Annotated in this window: 18 protein-coding genes and 2 pseudogenes; 9 read left to right on the top strand and 11 right to left on the bottom strand. The window is 54.0% G+C overall.

Annotated features, from left to right (window positions below; all coding sequences use genetic code 11):
• From BM113_RS22735 to BM113_RS19925, 3 genes are all read right to left on the bottom strand, one after another.
• Positions 1–885, bottom strand: a complete 885-nt coding sequence (locus BM113_RS22735) for a hypothetical protein (protein WP_245758121.1) — start codon at positions 883–885, stop codon at positions 1–3.
• A 185-nt stretch (positions 886–1,070) separates the two neighbouring features.
• Entirely contained in the window at positions 1,071–1,469 is a 399-nt protein-coding gene (locus BM113_RS19930; RefSeq protein ID WP_089789742.1) for a hypothetical protein, read from the bottom strand.
• Positions 1,466–2,059, bottom strand: coding sequence for a hypothetical protein (locus BM113_RS19925; protein ID WP_143095870.1), 594 nt, complete (start codon positions 2,057–2,059; stop codon positions 1,466–1,468). The genes BM113_RS19930 and BM113_RS19925 overlap by 4 nt, the downstream gene beginning before the upstream one ends.
• 541 nt (positions 2,060–2,600) lie before the next feature.
• Here BM113_RS19925 and BM113_RS23125 point away from each other — a divergent pair.
• The 4 genes and pseudogenes from BM113_RS23125 to BM113_RS22730 all read left to right on the top strand — a co-directional run.
• Positions 2,601–2,738 (top strand): annotated as a pseudogene (locus BM113_RS23125) (DUF7558 family protein); the annotation flags it as partial.
• Positions 2,739–2,787: 49 nt separating this feature from the next.
• The gene (locus tag BM113_RS19920) at positions 2,788–3,378 is read left to right on the top strand and encodes a DUF7437 domain-containing protein (RefSeq protein ID WP_089789740.1); all 591 of its coding nucleotides are present in this window, start codon (positions 2,788–2,790) and stop codon (positions 3,376–3,378) included.
• Complete coding sequence (locus BM113_RS19915; protein ID WP_089789739.1) at positions 3,375–3,884, top strand: PIN domain-containing protein; 510 nt, start codon at positions 3,375–3,377, stop codon at positions 3,882–3,884. Before BM113_RS19920 ends, BM113_RS19915 begins: the two co-directional genes overlap by 4 nt.
• Positions 3,875–4,174, top strand: a pseudogene (locus BM113_RS22730) (DNA-binding protein); the annotation flags it as partial. The gene BM113_RS19915 and the pseudogene BM113_RS22730, both read left to right, overlap by 10 nt.
• A 268-nt stretch (positions 4,175–4,442) precedes the next feature.
• Here the strand turns inward: BM113_RS22730 and BM113_RS19905 are convergent.
• The 3 genes from BM113_RS19905 to BM113_RS19895 form a co-directional block, all read right to left on the bottom strand.
• Positions 4,443–5,861, bottom strand: coding sequence for a DUF5677 domain-containing protein (locus BM113_RS19905; RefSeq protein WP_218149973.1), 1,419 nt, complete (start codon positions 5,859–5,861; stop codon positions 4,443–4,445).
• 169 nt (positions 5,862–6,030) lie between these two features.
• Positions 6,031–6,705, bottom strand: coding sequence for a hypothetical protein (locus BM113_RS19900; RefSeq protein ID WP_089789738.1), 675 nt, complete (start codon positions 6,703–6,705; stop codon positions 6,031–6,033).
• A 77-nt stretch (positions 6,706–6,782) separates the two neighbouring features.
• Positions 6,783–7,283 (bottom strand): hypothetical protein, encoded by a 501-nt coding sequence (locus BM113_RS19895; RefSeq protein ID WP_089789737.1) that lies wholly within the window; start codon positions 7,281–7,283, stop codon positions 6,783–6,785.
• 158 nt (positions 7,284–7,441) lie between these two features.
• Here BM113_RS19895 and BM113_RS19890 point away from each other — a divergent pair, with 158 nt between their 5' ends.
• A complete protein-coding gene (locus BM113_RS19890; RefSeq protein WP_143095869.1) occupies positions 7,442–7,735 on the top strand; it encodes a hypothetical protein in 294 nt (97 codons plus the stop codon).
• A 16-nt stretch (positions 7,736–7,751) separates the two neighbouring features.
• On the opposite strand, the gene BM113_RS19885 is transcribed toward BM113_RS19890, so the two are convergent.
• A complete protein-coding gene (locus BM113_RS19885) occupies positions 7,752–8,201 on the bottom strand; it encodes a hypothetical protein (RefSeq protein WP_089789735.1) in 450 nt (149 codons plus the stop codon).
• A 130-nt stretch (positions 8,202–8,331) separates the two neighbouring features.
• Here BM113_RS19885 and BM113_RS19880 point away from each other — a divergent pair, with 130 nt between their 5' ends.
• Together BM113_RS19880 and BM113_RS19875 are read left to right on the top strand one after the other, a co-directional pair.
• Entirely contained in the window at positions 8,332–8,610 is a 279-nt protein-coding gene (locus BM113_RS19880) for a hypothetical protein (protein ID WP_089789734.1), read from the top strand.
• Positions 8,611–8,615: 5 nt separating this feature from the next.
• Entirely contained in the window at positions 8,616–9,050 is a 435-nt protein-coding gene (locus tag BM113_RS19875) for a hypothetical protein (RefSeq protein ID WP_143095868.1), read from the top strand.
• Positions 9,051–9,780: 730 nt separating this feature from the next.
• Here BM113_RS19875 and BM113_RS22465 read toward each other — a convergent pair.
• A complete protein-coding gene (locus BM113_RS22465; RefSeq protein ID WP_177209232.1) occupies positions 9,781–9,951 on the bottom strand; it encodes a hypothetical protein in 171 nt (56 codons plus the stop codon).
• A 333-nt stretch (positions 9,952–10,284) separates the two neighbouring features.
• Here BM113_RS22465 and BM113_RS19870 point away from each other — a divergent pair, with 333 nt between their 5' ends.
• Positions 10,285–11,685, top strand: a complete 1,401-nt coding sequence (locus BM113_RS19870) for a hypothetical protein (protein WP_089789732.1) — start codon at positions 10,285–10,287, stop codon at positions 11,683–11,685.
• Positions 11,686–11,688: 3 nt separating this feature from the next.
• Here BM113_RS19870 and BM113_RS19865 read toward each other — a convergent pair whose 3' ends face one another.
• On the bottom strand, positions 11,689–13,044 hold the full coding sequence (locus tag BM113_RS19865; RefSeq protein WP_143095867.1) for an ApeA N-terminal domain 1-containing protein: 1,356 nt from the start codon (positions 13,042–13,044) through the stop codon (positions 11,689–11,691).
• 123 nt (positions 13,045–13,167) lie between these two features.
• Between BM113_RS19865 and BM113_RS22045 the strand changes: the two genes are divergently transcribed.
• Positions 13,168–13,452, top strand: a complete 285-nt coding sequence (locus BM113_RS22045) for a hypothetical protein (RefSeq protein ID WP_143095866.1) — start codon at positions 13,168–13,170, stop codon at positions 13,450–13,452.
• A 17-nt stretch (positions 13,453–13,469) separates the two neighbouring features.
• On the opposite strand, the gene BM113_RS19860 is transcribed toward BM113_RS22045, so the two are convergent.
• Positions 13,470–14,273: a DUF6036 family nucleotidyltransferase gene (locus tag BM113_RS19860; RefSeq protein ID WP_089789730.1), complete on the bottom strand. Its 804-nt coding sequence runs from the start codon at positions 14,271–14,273 to the stop codon at positions 13,470–13,472.
• Positions 14,270–15,196 carry a MarR family transcriptional regulator gene (locus BM113_RS19855; RefSeq protein WP_089789729.1) on the bottom strand — a complete coding sequence of 309 codons (927 nt, stop codon included), beginning with the start codon at positions 15,194–15,196 and terminating at the stop codon, positions 14,270–14,272. Before BM113_RS19855 ends, BM113_RS19860 begins: the two co-directional genes overlap by 4 nt.
• Between the last annotated feature and the right edge of the window lie 1,075 nt (positions 15,197–16,271).

Raw genomic sequence — 16,271 nt, 5'->3', positions numbered from 1 at the left:
TCAGTTGTCCTCTTTCTTGTCGCTGAACTCGTTTACAGGCCGCTGCTCCTGACCGTCATTAACTGCAAGCTTGGCCTCCCGATTCTCCTGGAACTCCGGCCACGGATCCTGCGAAAGCCCGTCCCCCGTAGAACAGGCATCTTTCCACTGCCGAAGTCCGGTAGCCCCACGAACACGCGGAGCAAAATCAAACAGGTCGTCCCCCGCAAGCCGTCCAATCAGGAAAATATCCTTCATGTCTATGGCGGCGATGGAGTTCCTGACATGGCTATGTAACACGTTGATCGCGTTCCCGGCATCACCGCCGGTGTATTGGACAGCGTAGAACGCGAACTCCTCGTAATCGAACTCGTTGTATAATTCCCGGTACTCTACGAAGTGCTCGTACTTCCAGCCCTTGTTTGTCGGAATCAATCGGACATCGAAGTCCTGCTCGATAATCTCCTTCTGGAGATCTCTGACATGGCCGATGTATGCCTCGATAGCATTGTCTTGAATCTCCTCGTCCATCCAGTTGTAGCTGTAGACCACGTCGGGAACGTAGATCGCCGGCTGAACCACCTCCAATAAATCCACTACGTCCTGGAAAGTACGCTCGTTCACGTCATCGTCGTGCTCTGTACCGAGGATTAACGGGATATGCCACGGCTCGAGGACCTGGCTTAGGTCTCCGTCCCGCTCAACGACTTCCTCAGCATCCGAGAAGTTGATTACCACGTACTCGACTTCTCTGTTGCCGTCAAGCCACTCCTCGTACTCCTCGTCCGGAAGCTCAATCCGCGGATGAACGCCTCTAACCGGCTCGTAAATCCGGCGAGAATTAACTGCATCGTGCAGAGTTTGCTGCCCTCTACTGAGTTCTCGAGAGTCTGCTTGCGAACTCAAAGTTTGTGCCTCGTCTCCGTTTCGTTCTTTTCAATGGGAGACATGTCAGGTTACGCGCTAACACCACATATAACTATCGTCTAAGATACCGTCTAGGGCCGCCTAAACCCTAGAATCAAGCGATTCGAAGACCCACGGTGTAATCAAGAGACACTGATATATGAATAACAGTTATGTTCATACATCTAAAAAACTCCGGAGAGAAGCATGTACAGGTCGTCCCCTGGTTCGAGTGCGATAACGGAGGTCTCCAAGTGTGCCATCAGCAAGATTGCGACACATGAGACGAGTCCAATGACGATGATTGAGAGAACGAAATTGAACGCTGCATCTCCATCCACGGTTGACCGACCTCCGAACGAGTCGCTGAATACTCGAAGGGCGATTGCAACAGCACCGACAAACCCGCCGCCAGTCAGCGCGAGTGCTGCTGCGCCCATTTCCGATACGCTGTGGAGAACTCCTCCCCACGGCGAACTGGCTGGCACTGTCGACACCGCCCAACCGTAGATGTGGCCGAGGATGATAGCCCACAGGATGACCGCAATCACGCCGGCTGTCCACTCGCAGATATCGTCTATCACGTGTTCTCCTCGCCTCTTGAGATCCACTCTCGAAGGCGACGGTATATAGAGCGACCCCACCCGGGGAGTGCAATTAAGAGGCTCCACGGTTCTTCCTCGTCACCCTCAGATTCGCCGGGTTCTTCCATCCGGGTATCAATGAAGTCGTCAAGTCTTGTTATCTCGTACGAGACTTCCTCTTTGGTATCGTCGGAGAGGTTTTCGGCGAGGACCTTCCGCAGGTGAACCACGGATTTGAACGATAGCTCTCCAAGTGCGTATAGTGCCAGTGCGTCTGTAATCAGCCCTTTGACCCGTTCTGCATCAGTTTGATACAATTCGTCGGGGTCTGCCACCACCACGTCCCATGTAGCATTGACCCGCTCTACCTCTTCGATACTCTGCATTAGGTCACCGTCACGACTCGTGAGCTTCCACATCTCGTCTTCAGCAGGGCCTTCAACGACAATCTCGAGAGTGAATTGTCCAGGTTTCTCGAACGTAGGGTCGAACGTCCACTCGGTCTCAGCTGGGTGAACCTCGTCAGCCAAACCCAGCTCGCCGTTTGCAAATAATTTGACGCCTTTTGGACCGGGTCCGTCGAATTCCACACCGAAATCAATGGACTCCCCTTGCAAGACCATGATACGGTCTTTGTCTGGTGACTTTGCTGGCAAGTTACCAGACAGAGGGATGTGTTACTATTTAAATCTTGAACGGAGGTTCGTGTACGCTGGTCTCGCGCTGGGGAAGTTGCGGAAGTACCGTTCCTCAGACGGTGGTTCTTGGTCAGAGAGGTCACGGCAGGAGTAGAACGGGTCTGGATTACCTCGCACGTAAGCCACTGAAACCCCGTCACAGTAGTCGCACTCATCTGGCGTTTCCTCAACATTCTGGCGGATATGGAAGTCGTCGTACGTCGGGGCGGCGTTGATGGGTGTGGCCCATACAGGCTTTCCGCAGTCTCGACAGGGACTCTAAATCATACACCAACCAGTATATTGAGAGGTTATCGTTGGTCTCGGTCTCTCCTGAACTGTCGCTTTCGGGTCTCGTCACAGGTCTCGAGATCGAACCCTTCCGCCTCGAGATCAAGCGGTTCACGTCGGTAGTGCGTCAGCGAAGAACTGGTACAACGGTCCCTGCTCGATCGCGCTCACACGGTTCCGCATCGAACTGGGGCATCTGGAAGGGCCGTTGCAGTTGTGCGCCCGCTGTAGCCCGGGCGGGCTTGCGACGTACTGGACGCGCGATCTTGAGGAGAATCTCATCGCGACGCCGGCGGAGTGACCCCAACACTCTTTACTGTTTCGCTGTAAACTGTAATCAAGAACGAAGCGTGTCACGCACCTCGAACCGCGCTGACGGCGACGTCGTTCGCGACTTCCTGTCAGTCGCGGACCTGCTGGAAGATCCACAGCTCGCCCAGCTGTACGCGTACCTCGCCCAGGAGGGCGAGGCGACCGTCCAAGACGTGATGGACGACCTCGAGCTCGCCCAGGGGACCGCCTACAGCTACGTCAACCGGTTGGTCGACGCCGGCGTCGTCGACATCACCGACGACGAGCAGCCACGCCGGTACGCCGCCCGGGAGATCGACCTGACCGTGACGACGGCCGCCGGCGACCGCGAGTACACGATCACGCCGGCGCTGATCGACGCCGTCGGCCGCCGCGAGACGGATGCCGACATCGACACCTACATCGACCGGCACGGCGTTGCCGGCCTCGCGACCGCGCTAACCTACGCTGTTGCCCGCGAACGCGGTGATGTGACCCACCGCCTGATGGCCGAGGACCTCGATATCTCGCCACTGGCTGCGGAGATGATCCTGCAGGCGCTCCGGCCCGTCGTCCAGGAGCACTACGAAATCGAGGAGACTGGGGCGGGACTCGACGAGTTGGACATCGGCGATACTGACGACGCGTGAGCTCACTCCACATCGCCGATACCGGCCTGTTCGTCGCGATGGGGCAGCTGTCGAATAGCCGCTACCAGGCTGTTCGACGGTTCGCTCGCCGAAACGACGTCGCCTTTGTCCTGCCCGAACGAGTGTACGAGGAGCTGACCGTCGACGACCCCGACGTCGAGACGCCACCTATCGACGCTGCGATCGACGAAGGTTGGGCGACGGTTGCGGCGCCGTTGGAGTTCTCCGATCCTGTCGTCTCGCGTGTGATGGATGGGGTCCAGCGATACATCGCGAACGCCGACGACCGCCCTGCCGACGAGGTTGAACGGGCAGACGCCGCCCTCGCTGCGCTGGCTGCCCAGCACCTCAGTACGGGGACAGCGACCGAGGTGTACATCTACACAACCGACATCGCGGCCGGCGAGGGGGCCGAGACTGTGCTCGCGAGCGAGGGGTACGGTGACTCGGTGACGTTTGTGAACGGGTTCCAGTTCATTGAGGACCTAGTCGCCGGCAACAGCTGACAGGGGGCACCGTACCCATTGACGCCCTTGAGGACATCGGATCGCAAGGAATCGAGGTGCTCTGGAATAGTGACTCCCCAGCCATCGCTCAAGTTGGCCTCTTCGCAGACGAGAGCGGGCAAACGAAGGTGACGATCTGGGAGAAATCGAATGCCCCCTGGATCGAGGAAGGCGAACGGGCGCGCATCCACGAAGCGGCGAGAAGTTGGTACGTAGGACGCGTCTCACTGGCCGTCACTGGCTGGTCAACTCTTTATTTCCCTGAGCGCGGTCACTGGTGGGAAGCATAGCCAGTCTGAGCAGCCTTCTTTTTGCTGTGTGCCGGACCGACCCAGACCTCGCCACCCTACCCTTCGCTCCGTGATCGCTTCGCTGCGCGCGTAGCCACAACCTCGAGACCCGGTCTGGGATTTATCCCTAAAACCGAGGGAAAGGGTGCGCGACCTGGCGTGTTTGTCCCACCTCACGAGCGTCGATTTCCTCACTTCGGCGCGGAGATGCAGTCATACCTACAGTTTATCGCTGAGGAAATATGTACTTTGGACTGGCTCTACCTGGTTAATCAGAAAAAGCGTCATTGTCTATATCGTACTCTGAGAGATCGATATTTCGGTGTACCCAGATCTCCATTGCAGTATCAACCAGATTTCGGAACGACTCGAATTCCGAATGGGCCTGGACAACTTCATCGACGTCAGGATCAACCGAGTCGCCGCCTTTCACATTGTCAAGGCCAACAGGTAGTGAGTCTTCGAACTCTTCCAGCGAATCGAAGTCCGTGTGTTCCTCGAAGAAGGCCTCGGAGAACAGGTCTGACCGGTTAAGGTGATTCAACGCGATATCTACAATGTCCTGGTTCGCCCATTCCTCAGTAGCCTCTCGGTCGTCCTGTTCAAGAGCTTCGGAGGCATTAGCGAACTCTTGCTCGATATCGTCGACAAGCATCTGCATCCCCATCATATCGGCCACAGACCGGGAATTTACACTCATCATTAACAGATCGGTTGTAACCTGTGCGAGAGAGATCGCCGTGAGTTGACCTGGAAGATTCAGTCCGGCGTTCGAGGGACCTGCAAGCAATACACCTGGCTGTTCGATGTCCTCGTGGCGAATGATTCCTAATCGGTCAAGCGTTCCCTTTGACCCTGCGTGGACGGATTCGCAGGCCAGTCTATAGTACGGATAGAGATGTTCCAAATCAACCTCTTTTCTCATACTCTGGCCGCTGTGTGCTTCAGCTGCCCAGCCAGATCCACGCCCGCCGTCGTCGATGGATTCACCGAACTGGTCTACGAGTTCGTCTTTAATTTCCTCGAGCTCTTCGAGGACTTCGGGTTCAAGGGATTCGACATTGAGGTCGTCTTGGTGCTCTTGGTAGGTCTCAGCGAAGTAATATTCCCAGACGTTGTGGTAGTTGAGGAAGCGTTCTGCTGTGTCTTCGCCGTACTTGGAGATGAATGAAGTGGTGGTAGAGAGTTCGTAGAGTGATCGCCAGCGGGCAAATGCTCCGTCGGCAAATCCGCCTTTCAGCAAGTGGTGGATTTCTAAAGCGACTTGGACAGATCGGGAGTGCAGGTGTAGAAGGGCTTCAATCTGGTAATTGTCTTCCTGCCGGGCTTGGAATCCGTGATTCTGGTTGATTGCTCTGCCGCATTCCATTGACCAGATGATGAGCCGTTCGAGAAGTTCAAGGGGTTCTCCCCATCGTTCCTCAAGTCTCTCCTGGAAGCCTTCGATAGTTTCGTGATACCGTTCCAGACCTTTGTCATTGCTGAGGATCCGTTCGTAGGTGTCCGTAGCAAGCTTCTCAATGGATCCCTCCACGGATTCTTCTACGACATTCTGGATGTCTTCCAGGCTGACATCGTCTAATTCGTCTTCGTCGAGGTTCTCGAGTTGTTCACTAAGTTCGTCTCGGACTGCGTCAATAAGTGGGTCATCAGAGAGGTCGATATCGTCTGTGAAGCCCTCACCCATACTTAGATAGAGTATTGCTCGATTGACTGGTTTAGTCTTCTCCCTCTGGTTGACCGGCAGCTACATAGAAATCGAGAATGTCATTTGAATAGGTATTCCGTTCCGGGCTTTGCGGGACGGGGAGTTCTTGCCAGCCGTCGAGTCCCGTCGTGAGAATCAAGAATGAGGGTTACCAGCGCCAGATTTTGGCTGCCCAACTGTGGTCGGACTCGTTAACTTCTGTCTCCCACCCTTTCTCTTCTAACAAGTCCGGAAGACTATCGAGGTGTGCATCACCGCAGGAGACGACAATAGTATCGTACCCGTTTTCTTTGGAGCTTCTGTGGATTTCCTCCGCCATATCTTGGTCACGGGTTCCAAGCCGTCGTTCCTCAAGGATGATCAAGAAGAAGGAGAACAAAAGCGGTGCCCCGATCACCATCATTGGTTTAACCACTGCTGTGAAGGCGAGGGAGGCAACCGCTGGAGCATCAATAAATGGAAACGGATAGACCGGGACGAACAACCCGGCAGCGAAGACTAAGCCGGAGATAATCCCTGAGCCAAGTATCCAGCTTTTAGGAAATCGGGGGTATAGTTCTGGGAGATCGGTGTCAATTTCGTCGTAGACAGGGATCTCTGCTTTCTCTTTGATGTCCGGTCCGTCGTAGAGCGCTGCTTGCAGCCAGTACAGTGTGAGGGCACCGATCAGGAAGGAGAGGTAGCCGATAGACCAGTTGTCCGGGCTGGCACGGTCTTCTCTCTGTTCCACGAACAATGCATCTGCATCTGCGTCTAAGTGTGAGTCAAGTGATTCTCTGTCCGTAGAAGAGATGTGAAATTCTCCCTGAAATACTGCTTTCATTGACTGCCAAGTGCGTTTCTTTTGAAGGAAGATAATTGGTGTAGGTGGAGAAACGGTTCCAATTCGATCTCTCTGATCTATATGTACTGGATGGCGAAGGTGGATGCAGAGATAACGAACGCCAGGAAGGACAGGAAGATGATCCGGTTGGTCAGCATCTGCTGGCTTTTCGCATCGGCCTTCCTGTAGACCCGTTCTTGAACGGAATACACCCGGTTCAGTTCTCTGGGGAACCATTCCCAGCCGAGTTGGGTCAGTATCTCGCTGACCGCTTTCTCACTTACCTCGTCTCGAGGTATATCAATAAGCTCGTGTAGATGGCCTTCCGGCGACGAGATCACACGCTGTACTTCAAAGAAGTCAGAGGAGAGAGCCGAGAGTTCGTCATTTATTTTGGAGAGCTCGCTGCTCCAGACTCCGGCACTGAGATTGTCCAACCGCTTCTCTAAGGCAATTAGCTGGCTTTCTATTCTGAATATCTCGCTGATGAACTGTATCGTCTGTTCGTGATCGTGATCTCCTGGCGTCCTACTTATGAACCGTTTCGCACGGTCCTCAAAGGAGGTCCCTGAAGCCATTATCAACGAATGGAGAACATTTCCACTAAGTCATTTCCCTCACAATTCCGCTGAGTGAGTAGACCGTCTGTTGGTGGAGTAATCGTATATACGGAGCATGGCACTTTTCAGATAGATATGGGTGAGCAGGGTTCTAAGGTAGAGATGGAGAAAGAGGAGTGGTTCGAGACGACTTGCCGCTTGATGAACAAGGTAGTGGAGCAACAGGGAAGTGTTTCTACCCGCCGACCGATCCGGAAGAACTTGTGAACCGGTTCAAGTCGTATCCCAAGGCAACTCGGATGTACAACAGTCTGCAGGAGTACGTCGAGGACGCCGCCGATTTCTACCGGGAACAGGGTGACCCAGGGGCGGCAGAAATCCTATTAGACGAGACCGAGATACCGGAAGGTCAGAAGAAAACCACGGAAGAGAGGCACGAACTGATTATAGAGAAGGTAGCCGAGACGTGATCTGTGCTGGAATGGGTTACAGCATCGGTTCGTAGTCAGGGAACACCTGCTCTGCTTTCTGGTTGACGGCGTGCGGCGGTTTCACCGGTTTATTGTCGCGGGATACGTAGTACCGTTCTTCGTCGAGCTTCTGGATGTGATAGTCTTCTCCGTCCGCTGTTTCGACCATGACACGTACTTCCTGTTCTTCGACAGTGTCGGAGGTTCCCGGATTGAGATGATGATCGAAGTCAGCCCGGTCGAGGTACGGTTTGATCGTGGCCTGGACGTCTTCGGGGAAGACTCGGCCACTGCTGACCAGCGTGTATCGTCTACCTCTTGCGTTCCGCATTTCCGTTTCCTGGATGATAATGGCGTGTTCGTAGTCGTCTCTGACTTTCTGTAGCTCGTATCCCAAGTTGTCGTCGTCTTCGATTTCTGAGGGAGTTGTTTTGACGAATACGGATTTGATAGTTGCTCCGGTCATCCCTGAGTCACTTAGCCGTAGTTTTTCCAATCGGCGACTATCAAGCTTTGCACGACGGGTATCCTCAAATCTCGGTTTGATCACGCTGTGACGCCGGGATATAACTCAGGTGGAGGATACATTTCGAGGTATGCCCAGCGATGCCGACAGCTTTGAAGACGACTTGGAGAGCTTCAAGGAGTTCGTCGATGACGAGGGCCGCCACTTCTACATAATCCAGTTCGAGGACGGGAGTGGACGCATCTTCAGGAAGCAGCCGAGTGAAGATGAGAACTCGGTAGCTGAGTTCGTTGTTCGAGACCGGTATGCGAAGGAGGGGATGAGAAATATCGCGTCAGCAACTGATTTTGATGTCGATGAGGACGCGAACACACAGCAAAACCTTCGCAACCTGATGGACGGAAAGTAGCGGCTATGGTGGATTTGACTTCGGCACCGGTTCTTGGTTTTCTGGGCGGGATCTTCGGAGGTACCGTTGCTCAGGGATGGGCGTTTCTCCGTCGACGGAAACGGGACTTGGACCGGCTTCGATCAGTGCTGAAGGAGACAAGGGAACTCTCTGAGTCGGACTTGAAGTCGGCGGATAGCGGTCATTCAGAGCTGACTGATGAGGACATCCTGATGCTTATGGAGGAGTTGAAGCAGGCTCGTCTCCAGGCGTCCTACCTTCTCAGAGAGAGTCAGAGGAAGCGAATCGACAAGGTGGAAACTCAGTTCTCTATGATATCACACTCAGCAGGGAACATCAATACGAGTCTGGACAACGGCCAGTTAGCAGAGCGGTTCACTGAGAAGTCAGATGAGGCGTTGGATTCTCTGAAGTGGGGAGCAGTCAAAATCTGGCAGTAATGTTAAAAATCACGTTGTGCAAGTCTTCTCTATGATGATTGTACAACAGCGCACTCTTCGAGGTGTCAGGTAAAATGCCGAGGCACGACGATCCGGTAGTTGATACGGTGCAGAATATCAAGGGATTCTCGCAGCCCACTAAATCGACGAGGAAGACACCTACGTTGATTTCGACGCAGTCTACGAGGAAACCTCTAGCTCGTTCAGTCAGTTCTCTGAGTACCAGTGGAGGTTCAGCTACGAGCTGGACAGCGACTCCCTGGAGGAACCAGTAGAGGATGAGTGGGAGGCTTTCACCGATGCTGGTGAGGACTTTGCCCGTGATACCTACGGGTCGATCGTTGAAGCGGTTGACGAAGAGTTCCCAGAACTGACGGTGGAGTACACCCCGGTTGCGGAAGCCGTGGAATCGTACAGGGAACTGGAAAACCAGTAGCGCTGGTACTCTCCGAGCTGAGTCAGGAAATCACTGACGGGCTTTGGCGGAGGTCAGGTACTCGTAGTCGTGTTCCTCGAGCACCTCGACATCGATGTCTTCCAGTCGGTCAGTCGATACGTAGGTGGTGACAATGTCGTCGCTGCTGACGTGGATATCGTCCCCATCACGTAGTCGAGGTCAGCCAGTTTCTCCACGATGTAGTCAACGCCGGATGCAGACAAAGGCATTTTCTTGACCGTACTGGTGTCCAGTCGGGTGAAACCGTTTTGGGTCCGAGCGGAGAAGAAGAGGTTACTGGTTGCGGATGGCTTTGAAGTAGTTCACGACTGGGCCGCCGAATCCGAAGACTGCAAGCCCGGTAAGCAGGTTTCTCAGCCCAGCTAACCCAAGAATGTCTCCGATGAGGGGGTCAAGGAGGATCGAAAAGTCGAGTAACAGGACGAGATCGACTGCTCCGATCAAGGCAGTGATGCCGAGTACTCAGAGAACATCAGCTGCTGGGACGACTCCGTAGTAGTGGCCGACGGTTAGAGCTGCTACGAGAAATAGCAGGAGCGGTGATACTTCGTCGATACCTCGTGAAATGAGGGTGCTTTTGTCCCCTCGGTAATATCCGACGGCGAACTTCCCTGTTTGCCAGAGATCGCCAAGTAGACTTCCCGACATCCCCTCTTGTCTTACAGTGGTATTTCACGTATCCCTGCATAAGCTTGGGCTGAAAGTGGTCGGAGTCCTTCGGTTCTAACGCTGTTTGCTGGGCGTTTATGACACTGGCTGAGTGAGTACGATTCAACAATGCCGTACATCGAGGATCTCGACGATCTACAGTGGTACCGGGAACACTTCGGTGATATCTGGCAGTCAGCCACTCTCACGTTCTCAAGTGTCGAAGTCGACGGAGTGCAAATCCCGAATGGAGAACTCGAGTTTTCCCGAGTACCTGGCGAGGAGAGTACGGAAGTCCTGTACCGTGAGGGCGCTCTTTCGATCTACAAGGTTAACTCCACCTCTCCCTTCGATCTGCTGGAGCAGATAATCAACGGGGAGATACCCACGGACGAGGGAACAGCTGAGATTGAGAGCGAACTCCGCCGACATAACCCCAGCAATTATTTCCAAGATGGTGTTCGGGAGGGCCGTGTCCGAGAAACCCGTCCCCGGATGGAGGTCAACGCCGCTGTCAGTATCGACATCCCAGAGGACATTGAGGACGGGTACTCCGAGGTAGTCGACGAGTTGGACGATCAGTTGATGCGGGCAGAAGAACCGTACTACGATCTTGGACGCTGCGAAGGCTACTACTTCGACTACATCTTCCGGTCGGACCGTGAGAGCCCGGCCATCCTGTTGTTCGCTGATTCAGGGATGGAGTTCAGCATTGATGACTCAGATATGCTTGAGGTTGTTTCCTCTACAAGCCTGTTCGAGGATTTATTCGTCAGTATGCTTCCCCAGAAGCCGTACGACGAACACAAGGGTTGGCAGATTGAGTTCGATGAGGAACAGTTGGAGTCGATGGAAGATGGCCGGTCACGGTACACCGAGGAGCTGGACCTAGAGGATATCGATGAGCTCTACGCGGTCCTGTATCTTGAGGATGAGATGGTCAATATGGTCGAACACAACACGGGCGATGTAGTCCCAGAGAACCCTCGCTACGAGATTATGCAGGCGTTCGACCAAGACAACAACTTAGAGGGATATCTGGAGGGACACAATGCCGATTACTTCGAGGTAGCGGTGGTGAACGCCTTGAGTACGGCAGGCTGGCTTGTCCAGTGGTACGGGGATGATTCGTTCGTTATCCCCAGTTTCTCCGAAGACGTCCCTGGGGCACGCTACCAAGAGATCGACGTAATCGCTTATCATCCTGAGAACACACAGATCCTCTTCATCGAGTGTACTAACCAAGATATCTCTTCGAAAGAGCAGATCCTGGATCGAACAGAAGCAATCAGCTCCGTGCTCGACGACTATCTCATCCCCACAGACATCGGATTGATCGAGCCTTTGCAAACGGTTCCCTGTGTCGCAACGCCCCAGACACGAGAGGAACTCAATGATGATGTTGTAGAGGAGTTCAAGGAGAAAGGCATCAAGATTCTGAACAGCGAGCGGCTGAAAGCGATCTATGCAGCGAGTCAGGATACCACGGATACGGTGGACGCAGACACCCAGTTCATAGAAGTCATCTAAGGACTATACTTCAACGATACGCTCGACACTGCTGTACTCGTCTGCCAGTATTTCACGACCCTTCTCTTCGTCAACTCCTGCTGTGTCAAGCAGTACAGCGAGAACAATAATTCTCACAAGAATTTCTGCACGGACGATATCTGTTGTAGAGAGATCTTCTGGAAGGCTATGTGCAATAGTATGGCGGACGTTTTTGATCGTACTCAGATTGGAATCAATATCGTACGACTCTGGGAACATTTCCTCGTGTTGCTCAGTAATATCGATCAGTCGATCTCCAATCGAGGGTTCATTCACTATGCTATTGAAGAGACCTTCAGCTCTGTCCCAAGCCGCCACCTTAGGCATTCTTTCCAACGTGACATCCCGAAACCGCTTGTACACCTTCTTACTCATTATCTTCTGACGGTCAGGGAACTTCCTCCGGTGATAGGCCTCGAGAGCAAACATCATCGACATAAATTGAGTGTTGACATACATACTATCGTTGTAGCGGGTGCCGAAATAGTGGTCATGGAGTCTGCTTACCGAACTTTCGCTTTCTAACCACTGGACGACAACTTCCTCAAAAGAGATGTCCTGCAAAGTGAAATTCATCTGCATCTGATTTACATCGTCCTGTTCTCGGTAGTACGGTACCTGCCAGTGCACCGAATGTTTTGAATCAGGATGGCCGAACCGTTCTGAGAAGAGGTTAACGAAGGTCGGGAAGACTGCCTCCCCCACACCGAGGGTAATCAGATTCTGTAATGGCCGGATGTACTGGGATGAGAACTCGTCGAACGTCAGCGGCTCTTCGGGGAAGACAGTGAAGTAGACTCTTCCAAGCTTTCCCTCAATTGCGGCCTTGTTATCCTCGTGAAGATTTAGAATGATATCCTCTTCATCTGTGGAGAGTGAGTCGGAGAGAGCAGGACCGAAGTTCATAGGTCCATCGCCGGGTGTATGTACCCTTCTGATCCCGGTCCACTTGTCAAGATTGTCGAATGAGAATGTGCACTTCCAGTATTTTGACGTGGGGTCAACAAGGGCACCTCGTATGATTGTTCCCACCTGATAGGTCTCAGTGGTGAAGGAAACATCTTTAGAACTCATACTTTCGCCGGTGTACATACAGTTGAGTATGGAGATGTACTCTCCTTCTGTAGATACACCGTGAATGGTTACAGGACCGTCTTCTGTATCGGATTCTTCATCGAGTCTCTCGAAGGTGCTGTGGAAACTTCCGATGAGTTCCAGTTCGCCTCCTTCTTTTGGTGAGAATGATAGAGTTCCAGCGGTAGCAGCGTCGGGTACGATCTCGTCGTCGGCTCTCATACCTTTTAGCCACCACTTTCCTCTCAGACCGATACTGTCCATAACGGCTGATTCTTCTAATAGCGTCAAAAAGGCACTGAAGGGGAACCAACGATAGACATTTTCGACTTCTACAATGGAGATGCTGAGCTTGAAGAGAAAAGAGCTGTTGCTGAAAAAGAAGTCATGACCACAAGCGGCGACGACAGAGTAGCAACAACACAGTACGCAACTTACTCGGATGGTGATGGTGTCCACGCCTCTTACGAGGTCGAGAACGGTACAGTCTACTTCGGAACAATCGACTTTGACACAAGTGAAGAAGTAGACGTTACAGTCAACGTTGACCGAGAAACTGAAGTTGACAAGACTGTTCCAGAGGACGAAGAGTTCGAGCTCGGTACCGCTGAAGATCCACTCATAGCTGAAGAAGACGTAGAGATTGTCGTCGACGGATTGAACACACTTTGAGTAGGGTGGAGACCTTACTACTCCACCGGATTGACTGTGTCGCCTTCTTGGCGTACCCGGTCGAATTTCGCAAGATACGCGACCCTGTCTCGGATTTCATCGATGTCCAGTCCAAGCTCGGCGGCCAGTTCGTCGACGGTCATCGGTTCGTCGACTGCCTGGAGGACTTCGAGCCCCCGGTAGTACCTATTCGTGAGCTCTTGGACGCGGGCCTCGATCGGCGTGGTTACCCCGTACCGCTCCTCGAGTTCGACCAGGGCCTCGTTCGCGAACGTGGCGAACTGATCATCATTCAGGCGTTCGATCTGGGCTTCGAGTTCATCTCGGACGACGTCGTAATCGAGGCCGGCCTGCACGAGCATATTCATGTCCCCAATGTCATCGTCGCGGCCTGCGATCAGTTTGAACAGGAAGATATCCTCGTTGCTGACCAGCCGGACCGTCAGTCGATCCGTGTCGAGGAACGGCTCGCTGCGCTCTTGCATGCCGTCGGTGAGCACAAGCTTATTCGCAACCTGCTGGTTGAAGATGTCGAGGCGACACCCATCGTCGTTCTCGACGCAGCTCGTCGCTCCCAGCGCCCGATAATCTGGATCCAGTGATTGTACTTCCGTATATCCGAGGTCCATCAGGACGGCCCACAGCTGGCCGTACGCGTCGCCATCCGGGACGACCAGGTCGATGTCTTTCGTCGCTCCCTTGAGGTCGCGCAGCGACATCGAGCCACCACCGATCAGGTAAACTGTAAGTAGGGCTGAGAGGCCCTCGGCAATTCGTTGGAATTCGTTCTCGATGTACTCGCGGCCGAATGTTGGTCTCATTGTGGTAGTGGCACCTCGTAGTCAGCCGCCAGCTCCTGGAACTCGTCCCACTCCGGGAGCCGGTCGTCGTCGACCTCGCCGTGGGTCTCGAGGTAGCGGAGCAAGGCGTCGATTTCGGCTTCAAGGCCATACTTCGACGCCTGCTCTCGGAGGTCCGCCTCGTCGACGTCGACGTGGCTGAGCAAGAGGAGACAGTACGAGCGGTGGCGACTGCCGTCGTCGATCAGCAGCGTGTGACAGCAGAGCTCCGCCGGCGAGACTGCGTCGAGGTCCTCGGAGTAGACGTAGTAGCGGTGGCCGGTGAGCAGGAACTGGAGGTCGAAGGCCGCGAACCGAGCGAGGCCGGTTTCGTGGAACGCCTCCGCGTCGATTTCCGTCTCCGTCTGGGCGAGGAATTCGTCGTAGTCCTCCCAGAGAATCGTGCCCTTCGGGGCAACGGCTTCGAGGCGCTGGCGATGCAGATGATGTGCGAGTTCACGGGCGAACTCGTGGAGGCGGTCGAAGTCGGCGTTGAAGTCATAGCGGCCGTCGTCCGTGCCGACGAGACCACGGTCGCGAAACCGCTTGAGGACTCGGTTGACCGTGTTGCGGTAGTTGTCGCTCCGGTCGGCTATCTCGGAAACGGTTCGCGGCTGGTCGATATAGTACAACACCTCGAGCGCCTTGCCGGTCAGCAACTCAGGGAAGTCGATGTGGGAGTGCTGGCGGACGAGGTCCTGGTAGAGCTCAACGGCGCGAGCATCCGACGGGACGACTCGTTTTCGGCGGCCGTCGCGTTCCGTGTAGACGAGCCCCTTCTCGACGAGGTCGGCGACAGCACGAGAGAGGTAGCTCTCGCTGTGGTCGAGTTTCGTCGCTAGCTCAGAGATCATGTCGCCGCGGTCGACCGTGGCGAGGACCTCGAGTTCGATGAGCCGGAGCACGGTGTAACATAATACGAAACATGTATATAAAGAAGTTTCGAGTAGTGTTACAGTCAGCAGGCACGGGAGCCGTCTTCATCGTCTTAACCAACAAACCTATGGGTTCGTGGGCCGTGTTGGTTAACACTCCGTACGAGTCTTTGACTGAGCTCGGACTGTGAACGAGTGTTCCTCAGGATATCGAGAAGATTGGTTGTAGTGCTGCCCCTCTTGTACTGAAATCCCGTCGAGCAATTTTTAGTGTGTTCACCGTCCCGAATTCGTGGGAATCATACGTTTCTTTCGGTGAGGACCAAGAGAGGACAACCATCCAGCGAGGCGTTCCTGACACAGTGCTATTCGTAGCTCGCATCAGTACTCCCCGAATTTGCTCCGCTTACCCCGTGGTCGAACAATTTTATCGAAATCGTGGTAAGCCGGCAGCTCGTCGAGGTACTTTCTACGCTCCCAAATCGTCCCGGCGGGGTTCTCCTGCTATTTGAGCGCGTTATTTCGCCTTGCATATCGCGGTTTTCGTCCAAAGAAAGAGGCGATATGCGGTGTGCGAAGGCCGCCGTCTCTCTCCGGCCGAGGGGCCATCTCTGGAGTCCTGACTTTCAAAATTTATCAGTTTGAGAGAACAGTTTCGTCTACTGAGTCACCGGGACGATTGTCGTCCCAACGACCAGCCCAGGGTATCGAGATCGGGTCCTCGCCAGCCCTGTCTGTGAGTCCGTCTCGTTGGTCCCCGATGTTGATGACGGCGGTGCGTGTGTCCTGAACTATGGATACGCGCACATAGTCTCGCCGGATGATATCGCGTGGGTTCATACCTGTGTCTCGTAGTACCGGCAAGTCAACGCAGTGGGCACGTCAACAAGCCCCTCCACCTTGTTTTTGATTACGATCGGGATTTCGTATCGAATGACTAATTCGACCCCGATCCAATATCCCATCAATAGTTGGACCAGCCAGAAGACGGGGTTGGAAGATACTGCCGACAGAATCATTTTTCCAGTCTTTCACCCCACACACCTTGTAGAATACGTCCACAGGAAGACGTGAGTACTTGCAACATCCGATTTGTTCATTCACA

The organism is Natronobacterium haloterrestre, assembly GCF_900112205.1.
Classification (GTDB): Archaea; Halobacteriota; Halobacteria; order Halobacteriales; family Natrialbaceae; genus Natronobacterium; species Natronobacterium haloterrestre.
Note: the sequence above shows the minus strand (reverse complement) of the source record. Positions and strands in the feature narration are given on the sequence as shown.

Bases quoted from the DNA above. Each gene is read 5' to 3' on its own strand.
- BM113_RS19905 (WP_218149973.1), bottom strand. From the start codon at position 5,861: ATGGGTGAGGGCTTCACAGACGATATCGACCTCTCTGATGACCCACTT.
- BM113_RS19900 (WP_089789738.1), bottom strand. From the start codon at position 6,705: ATGAAAGCAGTATTTCAGGGAGAATTTCACATCTCTTCTACGGACAGA.
- BM113_RS19895 (WP_089789737.1), bottom strand. From the start codon at position 7,283: ATGGCTTCAGGGACCTCCTTTGAGGACCGTGCGAAACGGTTCATAAGT.
- BM113_RS19885 (WP_089789735.1), bottom strand. From the start codon at position 8,201: ATGACCGGAGCAACTATCAAATCCGTATTCGTCAAAACAACTCCCTCA.
- BM113_RS19880 (WP_089789734.1), top strand. From the start codon at position 8,332: ATGCCCAGCGATGCCGACAGCTTTGAAGACGACTTGGAGAGCTTCAAG.
- BM113_RS19875 (WP_143095868.1), top strand. From the start codon at position 8,616: ATGGTGGATTTGACTTCGGCACCGGTTCTTGGTTTTCTGGGCGGGATC.
- BM113_RS19870 (WP_089789732.1), top strand. From the start codon at position 10,285: ATGCCGTACATCGAGGATCTCGACGATCTACAGTGGTACCGGGAACAC.
- BM113_RS19865 (WP_143095867.1), bottom strand. From the start codon at position 13,044: ATGGACAGTATCGGTCTGAGAGGAAAGTGGTGGCTAAAAGGTATGAGA.
- BM113_RS22045 (WP_143095866.1), top strand. From the start codon at position 13,168: ATGACCACAAGCGGCGACGACAGAGTAGCAACAACACAGTACGCAACT.
- BM113_RS19860 (WP_089789730.1), bottom strand. From the start codon at position 14,273: ATGAGACCAACATTCGGCCGCGAGTACATCGAGAACGAATTCCAACGA.